At 73.2% G+C, this 14,905-nt stretch carries 15 protein-coding genes; 8 read left to right on the top strand and 7 right to left on the bottom strand.

Annotated features, from left to right (window positions below; genetic code table 11):
• Positions 1-73: 73 nt before the first annotated feature.
• Genes AB0J53_RS39730 through AB0J53_RS39740 form a run of 3 tightly spaced genes read left to right on the top strand, consistent with a single transcriptional unit; the run spans position 74 to position 2,990 of the window.
• Positions 74-2,569, top strand: a complete 2,496-nt coding sequence (locus AB0J53_RS39730) for a BTAD domain-containing putative transcriptional regulator (protein WP_364182115.1) — start codon at positions 74-76, stop codon at positions 2,567-2,569.
• On the top strand, positions 2,566-2,793 hold the full coding sequence (locus AB0J53_RS39735; protein ID WP_364182147.1) for a tetratricopeptide repeat protein: 228 nt from the start codon (positions 2,566-2,568) through the stop codon (positions 2,791-2,793). The genes AB0J53_RS39730 and AB0J53_RS39735 overlap by 4 nt, the downstream gene beginning before the upstream one ends.
• Positions 2,790-2,990 (top strand): hypothetical protein, encoded by a 201-nt coding sequence (locus AB0J53_RS39740; protein WP_364182118.1) that lies wholly within the window; start codon positions 2,790-2,792, stop codon positions 2,988-2,990. The genes AB0J53_RS39735 and AB0J53_RS39740 overlap by 4 nt, the downstream gene beginning before the upstream one ends.
• A 27-nt stretch (positions 2,991-3,017) precedes the next feature.
• Here the strand turns inward: AB0J53_RS39740 and AB0J53_RS39745 are convergent, their stop codons facing one another.
• The gene (locus AB0J53_RS39745; protein ID WP_364182120.1) at positions 3,018-3,914 is read right to left on the bottom strand and encodes a TIGR03619 family F420-dependent LLM class oxidoreductase; all 897 of its coding nucleotides are present in this window, start codon (positions 3,912-3,914) and stop codon (positions 3,018-3,020) included.
• Between the two features lie 152 nt (positions 3,915-4,066).
• Between AB0J53_RS39745 and AB0J53_RS39750 the strand changes: the two genes are divergently transcribed.
• A complete protein-coding gene (locus AB0J53_RS39750; RefSeq protein ID WP_219514112.1) occupies positions 4,067-4,939 on the top strand; it encodes a phosphotransferase in 873 nt (290 codons plus the stop codon).
• Between the two features lie 38 nt (positions 4,940-4,977).
• Positions 4,978-5,256, top strand: a complete 279-nt coding sequence (locus AB0J53_RS39755; RefSeq protein WP_364182122.1) for a zf-TFIIB domain-containing protein — start codon at positions 4,978-4,980, stop codon at positions 5,254-5,256.
• Between the two features lie 90 nt (positions 5,257-5,346).
• On the opposite strand, the gene AB0J53_RS39760 is transcribed toward AB0J53_RS39755, so the two are convergent.
• The gene (locus tag AB0J53_RS39760; protein ID WP_364182125.1) at positions 5,347-6,288 is read right to left on the bottom strand and encodes a hypothetical protein; all 942 of its coding nucleotides are present in this window, start codon (positions 6,286-6,288) and stop codon (positions 5,347-5,349) included.
• Positions 6,289-6,410: 122 nt separating this feature from the next.
• Between AB0J53_RS39760 and AB0J53_RS39765 the strand changes: the two genes are divergently transcribed.
• Complete coding sequence (locus AB0J53_RS39765; RefSeq protein WP_364182127.1) at positions 6,411-8,180, top strand: long-chain fatty acid--CoA ligase; 1,770 nt, start codon at positions 6,411-6,413, stop codon at positions 8,178-8,180.
• Positions 8,181-8,187: 7 nt separating this feature from the next.
• Here AB0J53_RS39765 and AB0J53_RS39770 read toward each other — a convergent pair whose 3' ends face one another.
• The 5 genes from AB0J53_RS39770 to meaB all read right to left on the bottom strand — a co-directional run bounded on the left by AB0J53_RS39770 (position 8,188) and on the right by meaB (position 12,056).
• Complete coding sequence (locus AB0J53_RS39770) at positions 8,188-9,270, bottom strand: acyltransferase family protein (protein WP_364182129.1); 1,083 nt, start codon at positions 9,268-9,270, stop codon at positions 8,188-8,190.
• Positions 9,267-9,884 carry a helix-turn-helix domain-containing protein gene (locus AB0J53_RS39775; RefSeq protein WP_364182132.1) on the bottom strand — a complete coding sequence of 206 codons (618 nt, stop codon included), beginning with the start codon at positions 9,882-9,884 and terminating at the stop codon, positions 9,267-9,269. Before AB0J53_RS39775 ends, AB0J53_RS39770 begins: the two co-directional genes overlap by 4 nt.
• A gap of 81 nt (positions 9,885-9,965) precedes the next feature.
• Positions 9,966-10,400 carry a thioesterase family protein gene (locus tag AB0J53_RS39780; RefSeq protein ID WP_364182135.1) on the bottom strand — a complete coding sequence of 145 codons (435 nt, stop codon included), beginning with the start codon at positions 10,398-10,400 and terminating at the stop codon, positions 9,966-9,968.
• On the bottom strand, positions 10,397-11,044 hold the full coding sequence (locus tag AB0J53_RS39785) for a TetR/AcrR family transcriptional regulator (protein WP_219517611.1): 648 nt from the start codon (positions 11,042-11,044) through the stop codon (positions 10,397-10,399). Before AB0J53_RS39785 ends, AB0J53_RS39780 begins: the two co-directional genes overlap by 4 nt.
• Before the next feature lie 52 nt (positions 11,045-11,096).
• Entirely contained in the window at positions 11,097-12,056 is a 960-nt protein-coding gene (gene meaB / locus AB0J53_RS39790) for a methylmalonyl Co-A mutase-associated GTPase MeaB (RefSeq protein WP_364182138.1), read from the bottom strand.
• A 141-nt stretch (positions 12,057-12,197) separates the two neighbouring features.
• Here meaB and AB0J53_RS39795 point away from each other — a divergent pair, with 141 nt between their 5' ends.
• Both AB0J53_RS39795 and AB0J53_RS39800 read left to right on the top strand, forming a co-directional pair.
• Complete coding sequence (locus AB0J53_RS39795) at positions 12,198-13,715, top strand: serine/threonine-protein kinase (RefSeq protein WP_364182141.1); 1,518 nt, start codon at positions 12,198-12,200, stop codon at positions 13,713-13,715.
• A partial coding sequence (locus AB0J53_RS39800; protein ID WP_364182143.1) for a serine/threonine-protein kinase occupies positions 13,715-14,905 on the top strand: 1,191 nt, incomplete at its 3' end. The genes AB0J53_RS39795 and AB0J53_RS39800, both read left to right, overlap by 1 nt.

Below are 14,905 nucleotides of genomic sequence, written 5' to 3' on the forward strand. Positions count from 1 at the left end.
CGATTACAGTTCATTTACAGCGGATCAATATCGGCTCTCGTTAGCCTGGCCGGGCACGTACGAGGGGGTAGGCATGACTCAGCAGGACACCATGGCGATCCGCGTTCTCGGCCCTCTGGAGGTCCAGATCGCGGGGCGCGAAGTGGCGGTCCCCGGACGGAACGGCGCCTGGCTGCTGGCCGGCCTCGCCCTGGGGGCCGGCCGTCCGGTGACCGAAGATCAGCTGATCGATCGGGTGTGGGGATCGGCGGGGGCGAGCCTCGGCGCGTTACGCACGGGCATCTCCCGCATCCGCACCTGGCTGCGCGCCCAGACATCGCTGAGCGACGTCATCGACCTGACCGGCAACGGCTACCGCCTCGACATCGCCCGCGTGCGGCTGGACTCCGCGCGGTTCGTCCGGCTGACCGAGACGGCGGTGGCCGAGCGTGACCCGGCGCGCCGCCTGCGCCTGCTCCAGCAGGCCCTGGCGGAGTGGCGCGGCCCCGTGCTCCTGGGCGCCCCCGAAACCCTCCACACGGGCCCCGAGGTCCATCGACTGGAGAACGCCCAGCTGACCTGCGCCATGGACCTGGCGGACATCGCCCTCGCGCTGAACCAGCCGGACGTGGCCATCCACCACGTGGCCGCGCTGATCGAGCGGCACCCCTACGACGAGCGCCTGCACACGCGCCTCATCACCGTCCTCGGCGCGTCCGGGCGGCGCGCCCAGGCACTGCGCTGGTTCGAGACGACCAGGAAGAGGCTCGCGGACGAACTCGGCGTCGACCCTTCACCCGAGCTCCGCGACGCCCACACCGCGCTGCTGACCGACACGGCGCGCCCCGGTGACCGCGAACAGCGTCCCGCGGTGCCGAACATGCTGCCTCCGGACGTCTCGGACTACACCGGCCGCGAGAAGCAGCGGCTGGAGCTGACGCACTACCTGTGCGACCGGAGGCGGCGCACCGTGGCGATCGCGGCCATCTCCGGAATGGGCGGCATCGGCAAGACGGCGCTCGCCCTGCACCTGGCCTACGAGATGCGCGCCCAGTTCCCGGACGGCCAGCTGTACATCGACTTGCACGGCACGGGCACGCAGACCGAGCCGGTCGAACCGGCCGAGGTGCTCACCCGGTTCCTGCGCGTCCTGGGTGTGGTCGGCGACGGCATCCCGCCGAGCCTCGACGAGAGGGCCGAGCTGTTCCGGACGCTGATGTCAGAACGACGCGCCCTCATCATCCTGGACAACGCGGCCGACGCGGCCCAGATCGTGCCGATCATCCCCGGCAGCGCGTCCTGCGCCGTCATCGTCACCTGCCGCAGATCTCTGAGCTCGTTCCCCGGCGTGCGGCAGGTGGAGCTCGACGTGCTCGACCCCGAGCAGAGCATGATGTTGCTGGAGCGGCTCGTCGGCGCGCACCGGCTGACCCGGGACGTCGAGGCGGCCCGCGAACTGCTCTCGCTGTGCGGCAGCCTTCCCCTCGCCCTGCGCATCGCCGGCGCCCGGCTCGCGGCGAAGCGGCACTGGACCCCCGGCAAACTGGTGGCCCACCTCAGGGACGAGCGGCACAGGCTGGACGAGCTGGCCCACGGGCCGCTGCACGTCCGCGCCGTCTTCACGTTCAGCTACCAGAGCCTGGAGGAGGACGAGCGCCGCGCCTTCCGGCGGCTCGGCCTCATCGGGGTCACCACGTTCGCCTCGTGGACGGCCGCCGCGCTGCTCGACGTCGGCGTCGACGAAGCGGAGGCGCTTCTGGAAACCCTCGTGGACGCCCAGCTCCTCCAGGTCGTGGCGAGCGACTCCGCCGGCCGGACCCGATATCGCTTCCACGAGCTGGTACGCCTGTTCTCCCGCGAGGTGAGCGAGGCCGAGGACCCGGACAGCGAGCGCGAGCAGGCCCTGCGGCGCATGCTGAGCTGCCTGCTGTCGGTCACGCGGGCGGCGTACAGCACCTTGTACGGCGGTGAGTTCCAGATCGTCCGCGGCGTGTCCGAGTGCTGGAGCCTCCCCGCCGCGTATGTGAGCGAGCTGACCGCCGACCCGGTGGAATGGTTCGAGACCGAGCGGCTGGCCATCGTCAACGGGGTGCGTCTCGGGTCGCTGGCGGGCTTCGAGGACATCTCCTGGGACCTGGCCTGCACCGGCGCCATCTTCTTCTCCCTCCGCAAGTACCTCGACGACCTGCAGGCCGTCCTCGAATGCGGGCAGGCGGCCGCGGAGCGGACGTGCGACGTCCGCGGGCTGGGCGCGGTGCTGCAGCGGCGTGGCATGCTGCATGCCGACAAGGCCGACTACGACTCGGCCACGGCCGACTTCCAGCACTCGCTCAAGCTGTTCGAAGAGGCCGGTGACGTGCACGGCATGGGCATCGCGCGCACGTTCCTGGCGCTGATCGACCGATGCGTGGGCCGGCCCGGCCAGGCGATGACCCGCTACCGGGAGGCGCTGCGGGAGTTGCGGGCGGCAGGCGACGCCGGCGCCGAGGCCCACGTCCTGCGCTCCGTCGCGCAGATCCACCTCGACATGGACGAGTTCCAGGCGCCCGGACCTACCTGGAGGCCGCCCGCGCCATCTACGAGCCGCTGAACGCGCGACGCGGCCTCGCCCAGACCCTCCACTGGGTGGGCAACCTCGAACTGAGGGAGAAGCGGCACGCCGAGGCGGGCCGGGCCTTCGCCGAAACCCTGGAGAGCGCGCGCCGCATCGGGGACCGCGTGGGAGAGGCGCTCGGGCTGCAAGGGCTCGGCGTGGCGAACCTGCGGCTGGGGCTGATGGAGGAGGCGGGCGAGTCGTTGCGGTCATCACCGTGAGCCTGAAGAGCCGGCTCAACGAGGTCCGCACCAGGACGGCGCTCGTCGAGTACCTGCATTCGGCGGGGGACACCGACGAGACCATCTCGCAGCTGGAGAGCGCCGTGGCCATCGCCAGAGAGATCAAGGCCAAGCCGCTGGAGAAGCAGGCCGCCGCCCGCCTGGCCGAGGTCCTCGGCGAGGCGGGCAGGCCTTGACCCGCACGCGGGCCTCCGGCACGGCTGCTAAAGGCGCGGGGCGAGCGCCTCCAGGGCCTCCTCGGCGCGCCGCATCGCCTCGCCGGCGTCCAGCTCGACGTGGGCGGTGTCGAAGTTGAGGTCGTGGAAGACGTCCGTGACGCCCTCGGCCTCCAGGGCGGCGACGTCGGCGCGGATCTGCTCGAAGGTGCCGGTGAGGAGCCGCCGGCCGGCCCCGGCCCCGGCGCGGACCCGGGTGACGCCCCGGCAGACGAAGCGCAGCGCGGCCGGGTCGCGGCCGGCCCGCTCGGCGGCCTCCTTGACGACGGCCACGCGCGACCCGATCTCCGACAGGTTCTCCCGGCTGGAGCTGACCCAGCCGTCGGCGAGCCGCCCGGCCCGCCGCAGCGCCACGTCGGCGGTGCCGCCGAGCAGCAGCGGCGGGACGGGCGACGGCTTGGGGTCGACGTGCGAGGGCGGGACGCGGTAGAACTCGCCCCGGTGCGCCACCACGTCGTCGGTCCACGCCTTGCGCAGCACCTCGACGAACTCCTCCCCGCGCCGCCCGCGCCCTTCGAAGCCGACGCCCGCGGACTCGAACTCCTCCGGCACCCAGCCGAGCCCGAGCCCCGCGGTGAGCCGCCCGCCGGAGACGGCCTGGAGGGTGGCGAGCTGCTTGGCCAGCGCCACGGGCTGCAGGAAGGCGTTGACGACGGCGACGCCGAGCCGGACGGTCCGGGTGATCCCGGCCAGGTAGGCGAGCGTGACGAGCGGGTCGTGGACGCTGCGGTAGGTGGCGCCCATCGGGTGCCCGACCGGGTAGAGCACCCGCTGGAACGTCCACAGCTCGTGGTAGCCGAGCTCCTCGGCCCGGACGGCGACGCGGCGCATGTTCGCGGGCGTGGCCCAGGCTCCGGACTGCGGCACTGCGAAACCGGTTCTCATGGACGACCTCCGAGGCGGGCGGACAGGAATCAGAACCCCTGCGGAGCAGCGTAGAGGCCCGCGCCCGGCGGGCTTGCAGGGCGGGCAGGCGGACGGGCCCGGCGGCCGGACGGGCCGGGGGAGGCGTGGGCGGAAGGTCCTAGGCTGTACGGATGGGTCTGGAGGCTGAGCTGGCGGTTGTCGCGGGCGCGTACGGGGGGACGGGCGAGCCCGTGCTGCACCCGACGCGGACCGACGTGGTGGTGTTACGCCGCGGTGAGGTCGTGGTGAAGGCGCACTCCGCGCGGGACGACGTGGAGGCGCTGCGGCCCCGGCTGCGGGCGACGGCGTCGGCGGCGCTGACCGGGGTGATGCTGGCGCCGCTGGAGCCGGAGGTGCTGACGGTGGCGGGCCGCGCGGTGTCGGTGTGGCCGGCGGGCCGGCCGATCGGCCAGGACGAGACGGAGTCGGCCCCGTGGGAGGAGGGGGCCAGGCTGCTGGCCCGGCTGCACGCCGTGCCCCTCACGGTGGTGCCGGCGCTGCCGCCGGCCGGAGGTCCCGCGCGGGCGGCGCGCGCGGTGCGGCGGATGACCGGCGACGGGCCGGTGGAGAGCCTGGTGCGGCGGGCGTTCGCGGAGCTGCCGGAGCCGGAGCCGGGGCCCGGCCTCCTGACGCACGGCGACTGGCATCTGGGCCAGCTCGTGCGCCGCGACCGCTGGCTGCTCATCGACGTGGACGACCTGGGGGTCGGCGACCCGGCGTGGGACCTGGCCAGACCGGCCGCCTGGTATGCCGCGGGGTTACTGGATCCTGTCGTCTGGGATCGATTCCTGGGCGCGTACCTCGGCTCGGGCGGACCGGCTCTGGGCGGCGGCGAGGACCCGTGGCGGCGCCTGGACCTGCCCGCCCGCGCGGTCACCGTCCAGCTGGCCGCCGTGGCGGTCGTCAACGCCGCCAGGGACGGCCGGGAACTCGATGAGGTCGAGCATTCGTTGGTCGAGTCGTGCAACAGAATCGTCACAGCGCGAGGGCGTTGCGCGCGGTAGGTTTTGCTCAGAACCACGAGGCCAAGGAGAGCGACTAGATGCAGTGCCCGAAGTGCCGCGGCAACATGCGGACATATGAGCGCAACGGCGTCCACATCGAGCAGTGCGACAACTGCCGTGGGATCTTCCTGGACTACGGCGAGCTCGAGAGTCTGACGCAGATGGAGTCGGCCTACCACGCCGCTCCCCCGCCTCCCGCGCCCGGCGGCCCCGCGTGGGGCGCCCCGCCGCGTGGCGGCCACCCGGGCAGCCACCCGGGCGGCCACTACGGTCACCACCGCCAGCGCAGCTGGGTGGGGATGCTGTTCTCCAGCTGACCGGCCTCCAGCTTACCGGCGCGACCTCGCCGGCACAGGGCCGCGCGCTCCGGCGCGCGGCCCTCGCGTGTTCCGAACCCCAAACAGCTCCTAGCCGGGGAAGTCGTCGGGGTCGACCTGGCTCGTCCTGGCGTTGCCGCCGGAGATGGAGTGCAGCGTGATGCGCCAGTCGTGCCAGAGGATCTGCGTCGAGGTGTAGGTGGTCTTGAACTTCACCGACTTCTGGAAGCGCGAGAAGCTGCAGTCGCGGGTGAAGGCCCGGCTCTTGCCGTCCCAGTCGACGCCGTGCGTGAAGTAGATCCGGTACGTGCCGTCGCGCATGCCGGGGATCTTGAACTTGGACTTCTTGCGCACGTAGACGCTGATGACCTTGGACTTGCCGCGCAGCACGTTGACGACGGCGTCGCGCCGGGTGCCGTTGTGGATCTGCAGCGAGCTGCGCCCGCCGAGGCCGCTCTTGCGCAGGTAGTGGCCGTTGCCGAGCCGCCTGGTCTTCTTCCCGGCGGCCTTGACCGGCACCACGTCCGCCGGGTAGCCGCCGGCCTCCTGCAGGGTCTCGCCGGCCTCGTCGAGGGCGCCGAGCGCGCCGCGGACGTCGGTGAGCACGGCCGAGGAGGTGCACAGGCCGGAGCCGACCTTCCCGGTCGCGCCGCCGAGCCCGGCGGCCAGGTCGCGCATGCTGGTCACGTACGCGTCGTGCTGGGCGCGGACCTCGGCGGGCGGCTGGAGGGCGGCGAGCTCCTCGGCGGCGCCGAGCATCTTCTCCTCCGCCTTGCCCACCCGCTCGCGCAGGCTCTTGAGGCCGCGCGCGGAGGCCACGGACTTGATCGCGTCGCTCAGCGCGTCGTGCCGGGTGCCGAGCTCGCCCTTGTAGGCGTCGGCGGTGAGCGCGGCGAGGCTGGGGCTGGGCGAGCCGGCGCCGCCGGGGCCGCCCGCGGTGCCGCTCAACCGCGGCGAGCCGCCGCTCAGGGAGGGCGCGGAGGTGCACGCGCCGAGCGTGAGGGTCGCCAGCGCGAGAACGCACGTGATCATCCGGGGGGCAGCCACCTGCCACACTATCGCCCGCTTCCTCCCGGGACGTCAATTGCGTTATCGACTGGAACGGGGCAACCGGCCTAGAGTCTGCCTCACATCCCCCACAGGAGGTCCAGGCAATGTCCAGCATCCCCGCCCTGCTGCTCGACCGGATCGCGGCCACCCCCGACGCCGAGGCGTACCGTTACCCCTCGGGTGACGGCTGGACGTCGATGACCTGGCGACAGACCGGTGACCGGGTGCGGGAGCTGGCGCTCGGCCTGGCGAAGCTGGGCGCGGGGCCGGGCGCCCGGGTCTCGATCCTCTGCTCGACCCGGGTGGAGTGGATCCTGTGCGACCTGGCGGTGCTGTCGACGGGCGCGGCGACGACGACGATCTACCCGTCCAACACAGCGGCGGAGTCGGCGTTCGTCATCACCGACTCCGGCAGCACGATCGTCATCGCGGAGAACGACGAGCAGGTGGCCAAGCTCCGGTCGGTGCGCAAGAAGCTGCCGGACGTCACCCACGTGGTGGTGATCGACGGCGAGGCCGGCGACGACGGCTGGGTGGTCACGCTCGACTCCGTACGCGCCGCCGGCAGCGAAAGTGACGGCGACTATGCCGCGATGGTGGCGGCGATCGGCGCCGAGGACGTGGCCACGCTCATCTACACCTCCGGCACCACCGGCCGGCCCAAGGGCGTGGTGCTCACCCACGACAACTGGCTGTACGCGGCGGGCGCGGTCCGCGAGATCGACCTGCTGTCGGGCGCGGACCTGCACTTCCTGTGGCTGCCGCTGTCGCACTCGTTCGGCAAGCTGCTGGAGGTGGTGATGCTCGGCGAGGGCGTGCCGACCGCGATCGACGGCCGCCTCGACCGGATCGCCGACAACCTGGGCGCGCTGCGGCCGACGTTCATGGCGGCGGCCCCGCGCATCTTCGAGAAGATCCACAACACGGTCGCCGCGACGCAGCAGCGCGAGGGCGGCGTCAAGCTCAAGATCTTCAACTGGGCGAAGGCGACGGGCGTCCGCGTGGTGCGGGCCCGCCAGCGCGGCGCGTCCATCCCGCTGACGACCCGGCTGGAGTACGCGCTGGCCGACCGGCTGGTGTTCGGCAAGCTGCGGGCCAGGTTCGGCGGCCGGATCCGCTTCTTCATCTCGGGGGCGGCGCCGCTGTCGCAGGACATCGCCGAGTTCTTCGACGCGGCCGGGCTGACGATCCTGGAGGGCTACGGCCTGACCGAGTCGTCGGCGGGCAGCTTCCTCAACCGGCCCGACAGCGTCAGGTTCGGCACGGTGGGGCTGCCGCTGCCGGGCACCGAGGTGCGCATCGCCGACGACGGCGAGGTGCTGATCGGCGGGCGCGGCATCATGCGCGGCTACCACGGCCTGCCGGAGGAGACGGCCGAGGCGCTGGACGACGGCTGGCTGCGCACCGGCGACATCGGCGAGCTGGACGAGGCGGGCCGGCTGCGCATCACCGACCGCAAGAAGGAGCTGATCAAGACCTCCGGCGGCAAGTACGTCGCGCCGACCCACCTGGAGGGCCGGATCAAGGCGGCCTGCCCGTATCTGTCGCATGTGTTCGTGCACGGCGACCGGCGCAATTACTGCACGGCCCTGGTGACCCTGGACATGGACGTGACCAGGCCGTGGGCGGAGGCCGAGGGACTGCCGACGGACCCGGAGGAGCTGCGCGGGCACCCGCGGATGCTCGCCGAGGTGCAGAAGGGCATCGACCAGGTCAACGCCGACCAGGCCAGCTACGCCACGATCAAGAAGTTCGCGATCCTGGCGGAGGACTTCACGGTCGAGGGCGGCGAGCTGACCGCGAGCCTCAAGGTCAAGCGCAAGGCCGTCGAGGAGCGCCACGGAAGCACCCTCGACGCCTTCTACGCCGAGTAGCCCCGGGTCACAGCACCCTCCTGGCCCCGGGCAGCGAGCGCACCAGGTAGGCCAGGCCCCAGCACAGCGGCAGGCAGAGGGCGGCGGCGAGCGCGAACTTGACGATCGCCGCCGCCTGGATCCCGCTGAGCGCGTAGCCGGCGGCGACCACCACCAGCGGGTGGACGACGTAGACGGTGTAGGCGTGCTCCGACAGGAACCGGCCGCGCGGCCCCTGCCCGGCGAACCGCTCGCGGAAGAGCACCACCAGCCCGAGGATCATGCCGACGGCGAAGACGATCTCCCAGGTGGCGGTGATCGCGTCCGTCACCGCCCCGGAGGTCGTGCCCATGACCGGCAGGCACACGGCCGTGGACGCGCCGGCGACGACGAACCCGAGCCGCCCGGCCCGGCGGGGCAGCGTCTCGAACCAGCCACGGCGGAACGCCACCAGCCCGGCCGCGAACATGCTCACGTACTGCGGCAGGAAGTAGGGCGTGGGCAGCCCGAGGACCGGCACGTACGTCCCGACCGGGACCGGGATCCGCCACAGGACGGTCACCGCCGCCAGGCCCACGGTGAACAGCACGATCCAGCGCGCCTTCGGCGCCGTGGGCGCCGCCTGCGCCTCCTGCGCCGTGCTCCCCCGGCGGCGGCACAGCGCGTACGCCAGGCCGAGGACGAGCAGCACCTCGGCGAACCACATCGGCCCCGGGTCCCAGGTGCGCAGGTAGACCTGCCAGAACGGCTCCCCGGTCAGGTAGTCGGGCAGCGTCACGAGCGGCCGCAGCAGGACCAGGAACACCAGCAGCGGCACGCCGAGCCGGACCAGCCGGTCGCGGGCGAACGCCCGGCCGCCCTTGCGGTCATGGGAGCCGGGCGTGAAGAAGCCGGAGATGAGGAAGAACAGGCCCATGAAGAACGCCTGGTTCATCACGACGAGGATGTCCAGGGCCAGGCCGGAGGGGTCGGCGGCGGGCTCGGTGTAATACCACATCGGGATGTTGCCGTACGTGAGCGCGACGTGGTGCAGGACGACCAGCACGGTCAGCAGGACCCGCAGGTTGTCGACGGCGTGCAGCCGGGTCGCGGCGCGTAATTCGGTGTTCATCGGACGGCCCTCTCGAACAGGTCGGCGAGCTCCCGGGCGTGCGCGTCGAGGTCGTGGCCGGGATTGTTGATCCAGTAGGCGAACATGGCGTCGACGGCCGCGGACTGGGTGAGCGCCATCACCCGGACGTCGAACGCGCGGAACTCGCCGGTCTTCTGGCCGAGGCGGTAGATCTGCTCCAGCGCCTGGTAGATCTCCTCTCCGGCGTTGACGCCGAAGCGGAGCCTGCCGTCGGCGTCGCGCAGGTTGGCGAAGATCTCGCCGAGGGCCCTGAGCTGGGTGCGCTGGGCGCGCATGTGCTCGGCGACGCCGAGGATCTGGGTGCGCAGCAGCTCGGTGGCCGTGCTCAGGCCCTCCATCCGGGCGAGCACGTGCTCGCTGATGGCCGTGTAGACCCGGACGACGACCTCCTCCATCAGCTCGTCCTTGCCGTCGAAGTGGTAGGAGATGACGCCCTTGCTGATGCCCGCGTGCTGGGCGATCCGGGCCAGGGAGGCTCGGGCGAACCCCTGCTCGGCGATCACCTCGACGGCCGAGGCGATGATCTGGGCGCGCCTGGCCTCCTCGATGAACGACCGGCCCTTCTGGCCGCTGGGCTCATTTTCTGACCGCATGGCCAAAATTTAACACACCCGGCCAGAGCGCGGGAACGCAAAAGGGCGCCGGTCTCGTGACCGGCGCCCTCCTCCCCCGCGTCACTGCACGGCGGTCAGGTCCTCCAGCAGCAGCGGCGCCGCCGCGTCCCGCAGCTCCTGGCTGAACGGGGCCGGGCGGAACGTGGCCGGGTCGAGGTTGACGTTGACCCGGTAGCCCTCGGCGTGCACGATCGAGCGGTCGGCCGACAGCACCCGGAAGCCGTAGACGCCGCTGGTGCGGCCCATCCGGTCCAGCCAGAACTCCACCGCCACCTCCCCGGCCCCCGAGATCGGCGCGTTGTAGGTGATCTTGAACTCGCGGACCGCCATGTAGACGTCGCGGAACCGGGACACGCCGGGGTCGAAGTTCCATCCCTGCTCGGCCCAGAACGCGCCGACGGCACGCTCGACGAGCAGGGCGTAGCGGGAGTTGTGCAGCAGCCCCATCGCGTCGAGGTCGTCGAAATGGATCTGGACGGTGCGGGTCACGCTCACGTGCGGTCCTCCGGAAGGAGCTCGGGGGTGGTGGTCAGGTCGCGCAGGCGCAGCAGCACGGCACGGCGGCTGCGCCGGTGGGCCTCGTCGGGGTCCAGCAGCCGCGCGTGCGTGACCGCGGCCTCCCCGAGCGCTTCGATCTCGTACGCGAGCTGCCCCGCGTCGACGTCGCCGGGCAGCTCGCCCAGGGCCACAGCCTCGCGCACGAGCCGTTCGATCAGGCCGAGCCACTCGGCCAGCGCCCGGGCGACGCGCTCGCGCACCCGGCCGGGCTGGTCGTCGAACTCGACCTGCGCCATGAAGAAGAAGCAGCCGCCGGGCAGCACCCCGTCGGCGTAGAAGCGCATCCGGGCCTCGTGCAGGGCGAAGATCCGCCGGACGCCGGGCGGGGCCTCGAGGGCGGGCTTGACGATCCGCTCGACCCACTGGCGGCTCGCCCACTCCACGGCGTCGAGCTGGAGCTCCTCCTTGTCGCGCCAGTGGGCGAAAAATCCAGACTTGCTCACGCCGGCCGCGTCCGCCAGCCGCCCCAGGCTCAGCCCGCCCAGCCCGTGCACCGAGGCCAGGGACACGGCGTGCTCCAGGATCGCCTCCCGGCTGCGCCGCCCCCGGGCCCTGCGCCCGTCGGTCTCCTGTTCGGTCATGGGCCCACAATATATGAGCGACCGATCGTTCGTGTAACTGGGGGCGAGTGGGTCAGCGGCGTTTGAAGGCCTCCAGGAGCCGGTCCGCCGCCAGCGACGGGGTCAGCTCCCCCGCCAGCACCTCCCGCTCGACGTCCCCGGCGATCGCCGTCACGTCCGGGTCGTCCAGCAGCTCGGCCAGCAGGCGTTCGCGCACCAGCGTCCACGTCCAGCCGACCTGCTGCTCACGGCGCTTGGCCGCCAGGTCGAGCCCCTCCTGATGGGCCAGGACCTGCCGCCACAGCTCCTCCAGCCCGTCGCCGGTGAGCCCGCTGCACGTGAGCACCGGCGGCGGCGCGCCCCCGGACCGCAGCATCCGCAGCGCCCCGGCCAGCTCGCGGGCCGCCTTGCGGGCCGCCAGGGCGTGCTCGCCGTCGGCCTTGTTGACCGCGATCACGTCGGCCAGCTCCAGCACGCCCTTCTTGATGCCCTGGAGCTGGTCGCCGGTGCGGGCCAGGGTCAGCAGCAGGAACGTGTCGACCATGTCGGCCACCGCCGTCTCCGACTGGCCGACGCCCACGGTCTCCACCAGCACCACGTCGAACCCGGCGGCCTCCACCACGACCATCGCCTCCCGCGTGGCCTTGGCGACCCCGCCCAGCGTGCCGGAGGTCGGCGAGGGCCGGATGAACGCCGCCGGATCGGCCGACAGCCGGGCCATCCGGGTCTTGTCCCCCAGGATGCTGCCGCCGGTCCTGGTGGAGGACGGGTCCACGGCCAGCACCGCCACCCGGTGCCCGGCGCCGGTCAGCCGCGTGCCGAGCGCGTCGACGAACGTGGACTTGCCCACGCCCGGCACCCCCGACACGCCCACCCGGCGGGCCCGGCCCGCCAGCGGCGTCAGCTCGACCAGCAGCCGCTGGGCCAGCGCCCTGTGGTCCTGCCGGGTGGACTCGACCAGCGTGATCGCCCGTGCGATCCACGTGCGCGAACCCGCCTTGACGCCCCGGACGTAGTCCTCCAGCGAGCGCACCGCGCCCTCCTGTCTCCCGGCCTCGAACCCACTGACGGCCCTGGCGAACGAATCACTTGACCATAACTCCCGACGAATGCCGACAATTGCCGCTAAGGTGCTGGGGATTCGATCTCATCCGTCACTGGAGTCCCTCTTCTCATGCCCAACGTAGAGCCTTTGCGCGAGGGCGACCCGGCGGCGGTGGGACCGTACCGCCTGGCCGGGCGGCTGGGGGCGGGCGGCCAGGGGGTCGTCTACCTCGGGGTGGCGCGCGACGGCGGGCCGGTCGCGGTCAAGGTGCTCCGCGAAGGCGTCGCCGACGACCGCTTCGCCCGCGAGATCGCCGCCGCCCGCCGCGTGGAGCCCTTCTGCATCGCCCAGGTGCTCGACGCCTCCTCCGGCGGCGGCAGGCCGTACATCGTCACCGAGTACGTGGACGGGCCCTCGCTCCAGCAGGCTGGCCGGCACACGGGGGCCGAGCTGCAGCGGCTGGCGGTCGCGACGGCCACCGCGCTGGCGGCCATCCACCAGGCGGGCGTCGTGCACCGCGACTTCAAGCCCGCCAACGTGCTGCTCGGGCCGGGCGGGCCGCGCGTGATCGACTTCGGCATCGCCCGGGCGCTCGACTCCGGCCTCACGGCCACGAGCAGCATCGTCGGCACGCCCGCCTACATGGCGCCAGAACAGCTCGCCGGGGAGCAGGTGGGTCCGGCGGCGGACGTGTTCGCGTGGGCGTCGGTGATCGTGTTCGCGGCGACGGGGACGCCGCCGTTCGGCGACGACTCGCTGCCCGCGGTGATCAACCGGATCCTGCACAACGAGCCCCGGGCCGGCGACCTGCCGCCGGTGCTGCGCGAGGTCGTCCTCGACTGCCTGGCCAAGGACCCGGCCCGCCGCCCGGCCATGCAGGACGTGCTCCTGCGCCTGCTCGGCGGACCCGCCCCTCACCCTGCGGGAACTCAGCAGGCGCACGGGGCTCAGGCGCACGGGGCTCACGAACCGGGGACGCGGCCGGCGACAAGGCGGCGCACGGGCAAGAAGCTGGCCGTCGCCGGGGCGTCCGGGGTGGCCGCGCTGGCCCTGGCCGGGGCCATCGTGTGGCTGACCCCCTCCACGCCCACCTCGAAGGCGCGGAACCTGGCCTCCGTCACGACCCCGGCCGCCACCGGAGACACGGGAACCACGGGAAACACGGCCGCGACCGCCTCGGGGGAGCCGTCGCGCACGCCACGGGCCCGGCGCACCCGCACCCCCCGGCCCGCGGCCGACCGCGCGAGCGCCGTCCCCACCACCCGCCGCCCCACGACGGCCCTCCCGGCCACTTCGCGCCCCACCGCCACCCGGCAGCGGGCCACCGGCGGCGTCCGGCTGCTGTACGTGCGGACGCTCGGCGGCTGGCACATCGACCCCGGCTGCTACGGCGGCAGCAGCGTCTCCGTGTACGCGCTGGTCGAGCGCTCCGGCAGCGGCGTCATCCCGTTCCGCTACACCTGGTACTTCGACGGCCGGAACGTCGGCGGCGGCACCAGCCAGGTCGTCTACGACACCATGCGCGTCAACGCCCCCCGCCCGTTCACCGCCGGCCCCGGCCCGCACAACGCGACGTTCCGCATCACCTCCCCCGTCTCGGCGCGCAAGTCGGTCACGTTCGAGATGTGCCAGGAGGACTCCCCCTGATGGCGGGCCCGCTGCTGCGCGGCGATCCCCCGGCGGTGGGGCCGTACCGGCTGACGGCGCGGCTGGGCGAGGGCGGCCAGGGCGTCGTCTACCTGGGCCGGGCTCCCGACGGGACCCCGGTGGCCGTCAAGGTGCTCCAGGACGGCGCTCCCCGGGACGGCGGCTTCGCCAAGGAGATCGCGGCGGCGCGGCGGGTGGAGCCGTTCTGCATCGCCCAGGTGCTCGACGCCTCGCTCGGCGGGCGGCCGTACATCGTCACCGAGTACGTGCAGGGGCCGCCGCTGTCGGAGGCGGGCCGGCACGCGGGCGCGGACCTGCAGCGGCTGGCGGTGGCGACGGCCACCGCGCTGGCGGCCGTCCACCGGGCCGGAGTGGTGCACCGCGACTTCAAGCCCGCGAACGTCCTGCTGGGGCGCGACGGGCCACGCGTGATCGACTTCGGCATCGCGCGGGCCTCCGGCGCGTCCCTCACGGTGACCAGCGGCATCGTCGGCACGCCGTCGTACATGGCGCCGGAGCAGCTCGCCGGGGCCGAGCTCGGGCCCCCGGTGGACGTGTTCGCCTGGGGGTCGGTGATCGTGTTCGCGGCGACGGGGACGCCGCCGTTCGGGAACGACTCGGTGCCGGCGGTGATCCGGCGCATCCTGCACGACGAGCCCTGGCTGGGGGACGTGCCGGAGCCGCTGCGCTCGATCGTGCGCGCCTGCCTGGCCAAGGACCCCTCGGCGCGCCCGGCCATGCAGGACGTGCTGCTCCACCTCATCGGCGGCCACCCCATGCCACCCCCGCCCGGCACGGTGAGCGGCCACACGGCCCCCTGGCCCGGCCGGGGCCGCGCCTCCGAACCGGGCGGCGCCTCCGGCTCCGATGGCGCGTACGGGTCCGGCGGCGCGTACGGGTCCGGCGGCGCGTACGGGGCGGGCGGGGATTCGCGGGAGCCTGCTGTCGGCGTCGCGGGGCGGGGGCGGCGTCGGCGGGTGGTGGTGGGCGGGGTCGCCGGGGGGTCGGCGGTGGTGGTGGCCGCGGCGGTGTTCTGGCTGCCCGGCCTTCTGGGGGGCGCGTCGGGGCCGGGCGGTGGGGCGCCGGGGCCGGTCGCGTACATGTCGCCGGAGCAGTTCACCGGGGAGCGGGTCGGGCCGGCGTCCGACGTGTTCAGCTGGGCGGGCACCATGGTGTTCGCGGCCACCGGG

Origin of the sequence: Nonomuraea sp. NPDC049725, assembly GCF_040674795.1 — a bacterium.
GTDB lineage: Bacteria > Actinomycetota > Actinomycetes > Streptosporangiales > Streptosporangiaceae > Nonomuraea > Nonomuraea ceibae.

Excerpts from the sequence above, each read along its gene's own strand:
- AB0J53_RS39765 (WP_364182127.1), top strand. The coding sequence starts at position 6,411 with ATGTCCAGCATCCCCGCCCTGCTGCTCGACCGGATCGCGGCCACCCCC.
- AB0J53_RS39745 (WP_364182120.1), bottom strand. The coding sequence starts at position 3,914 with ATGAGAACCGGTTTCGCAGTGCCGCAGTCCGGAGCCTGGGCCACGCCC.
- AB0J53_RS39775 (WP_364182132.1), bottom strand. The coding sequence starts at position 9,884 with ATGCGGTCAGAAAATGAGCCCAGCGGCCAGAAGGGCCGGTCGTTCATC.
- AB0J53_RS39755 (WP_364182122.1), top strand. The coding sequence starts at position 4,978 with ATGCAGTGCCCGAAGTGCCGCGGCAACATGCGGACATATGAGCGCAAC.
- AB0J53_RS39770 (WP_364182129.1), bottom strand. The coding sequence starts at position 9,270 with ATGAACACCGAATTACGCGCCGCGACCCGGCTGCACGCCGTCGACAAC.
- AB0J53_RS39730 (WP_364182115.1), top strand. The coding sequence starts at position 74 with ATGACTCAGCAGGACACCATGGCGATCCGCGTTCTCGGCCCTCTGGAG.
- AB0J53_RS39795 (WP_364182141.1), top strand. The coding sequence starts at position 12,198 with ATGCCCAACGTAGAGCCTTTGCGCGAGGGCGACCCGGCGGCGGTGGGA.
- AB0J53_RS39750 (WP_219514112.1), top strand. The coding sequence starts at position 4,067 with ATGGGTCTGGAGGCTGAGCTGGCGGTTGTCGCGGGCGCGTACGGGGGG.
- AB0J53_RS39760 (WP_364182125.1), bottom strand. The coding sequence starts at position 6,288 with ATGATCACGTGCGTTCTCGCGCTGGCGACCCTCACGCTCGGCGCGTGC.
- AB0J53_RS39785 (WP_219517611.1), bottom strand. The coding sequence starts at position 11,044 with ATGACCGAACAGGAGACCGACGGGCGCAGGGCCCGGGGGCGGCGCAGC.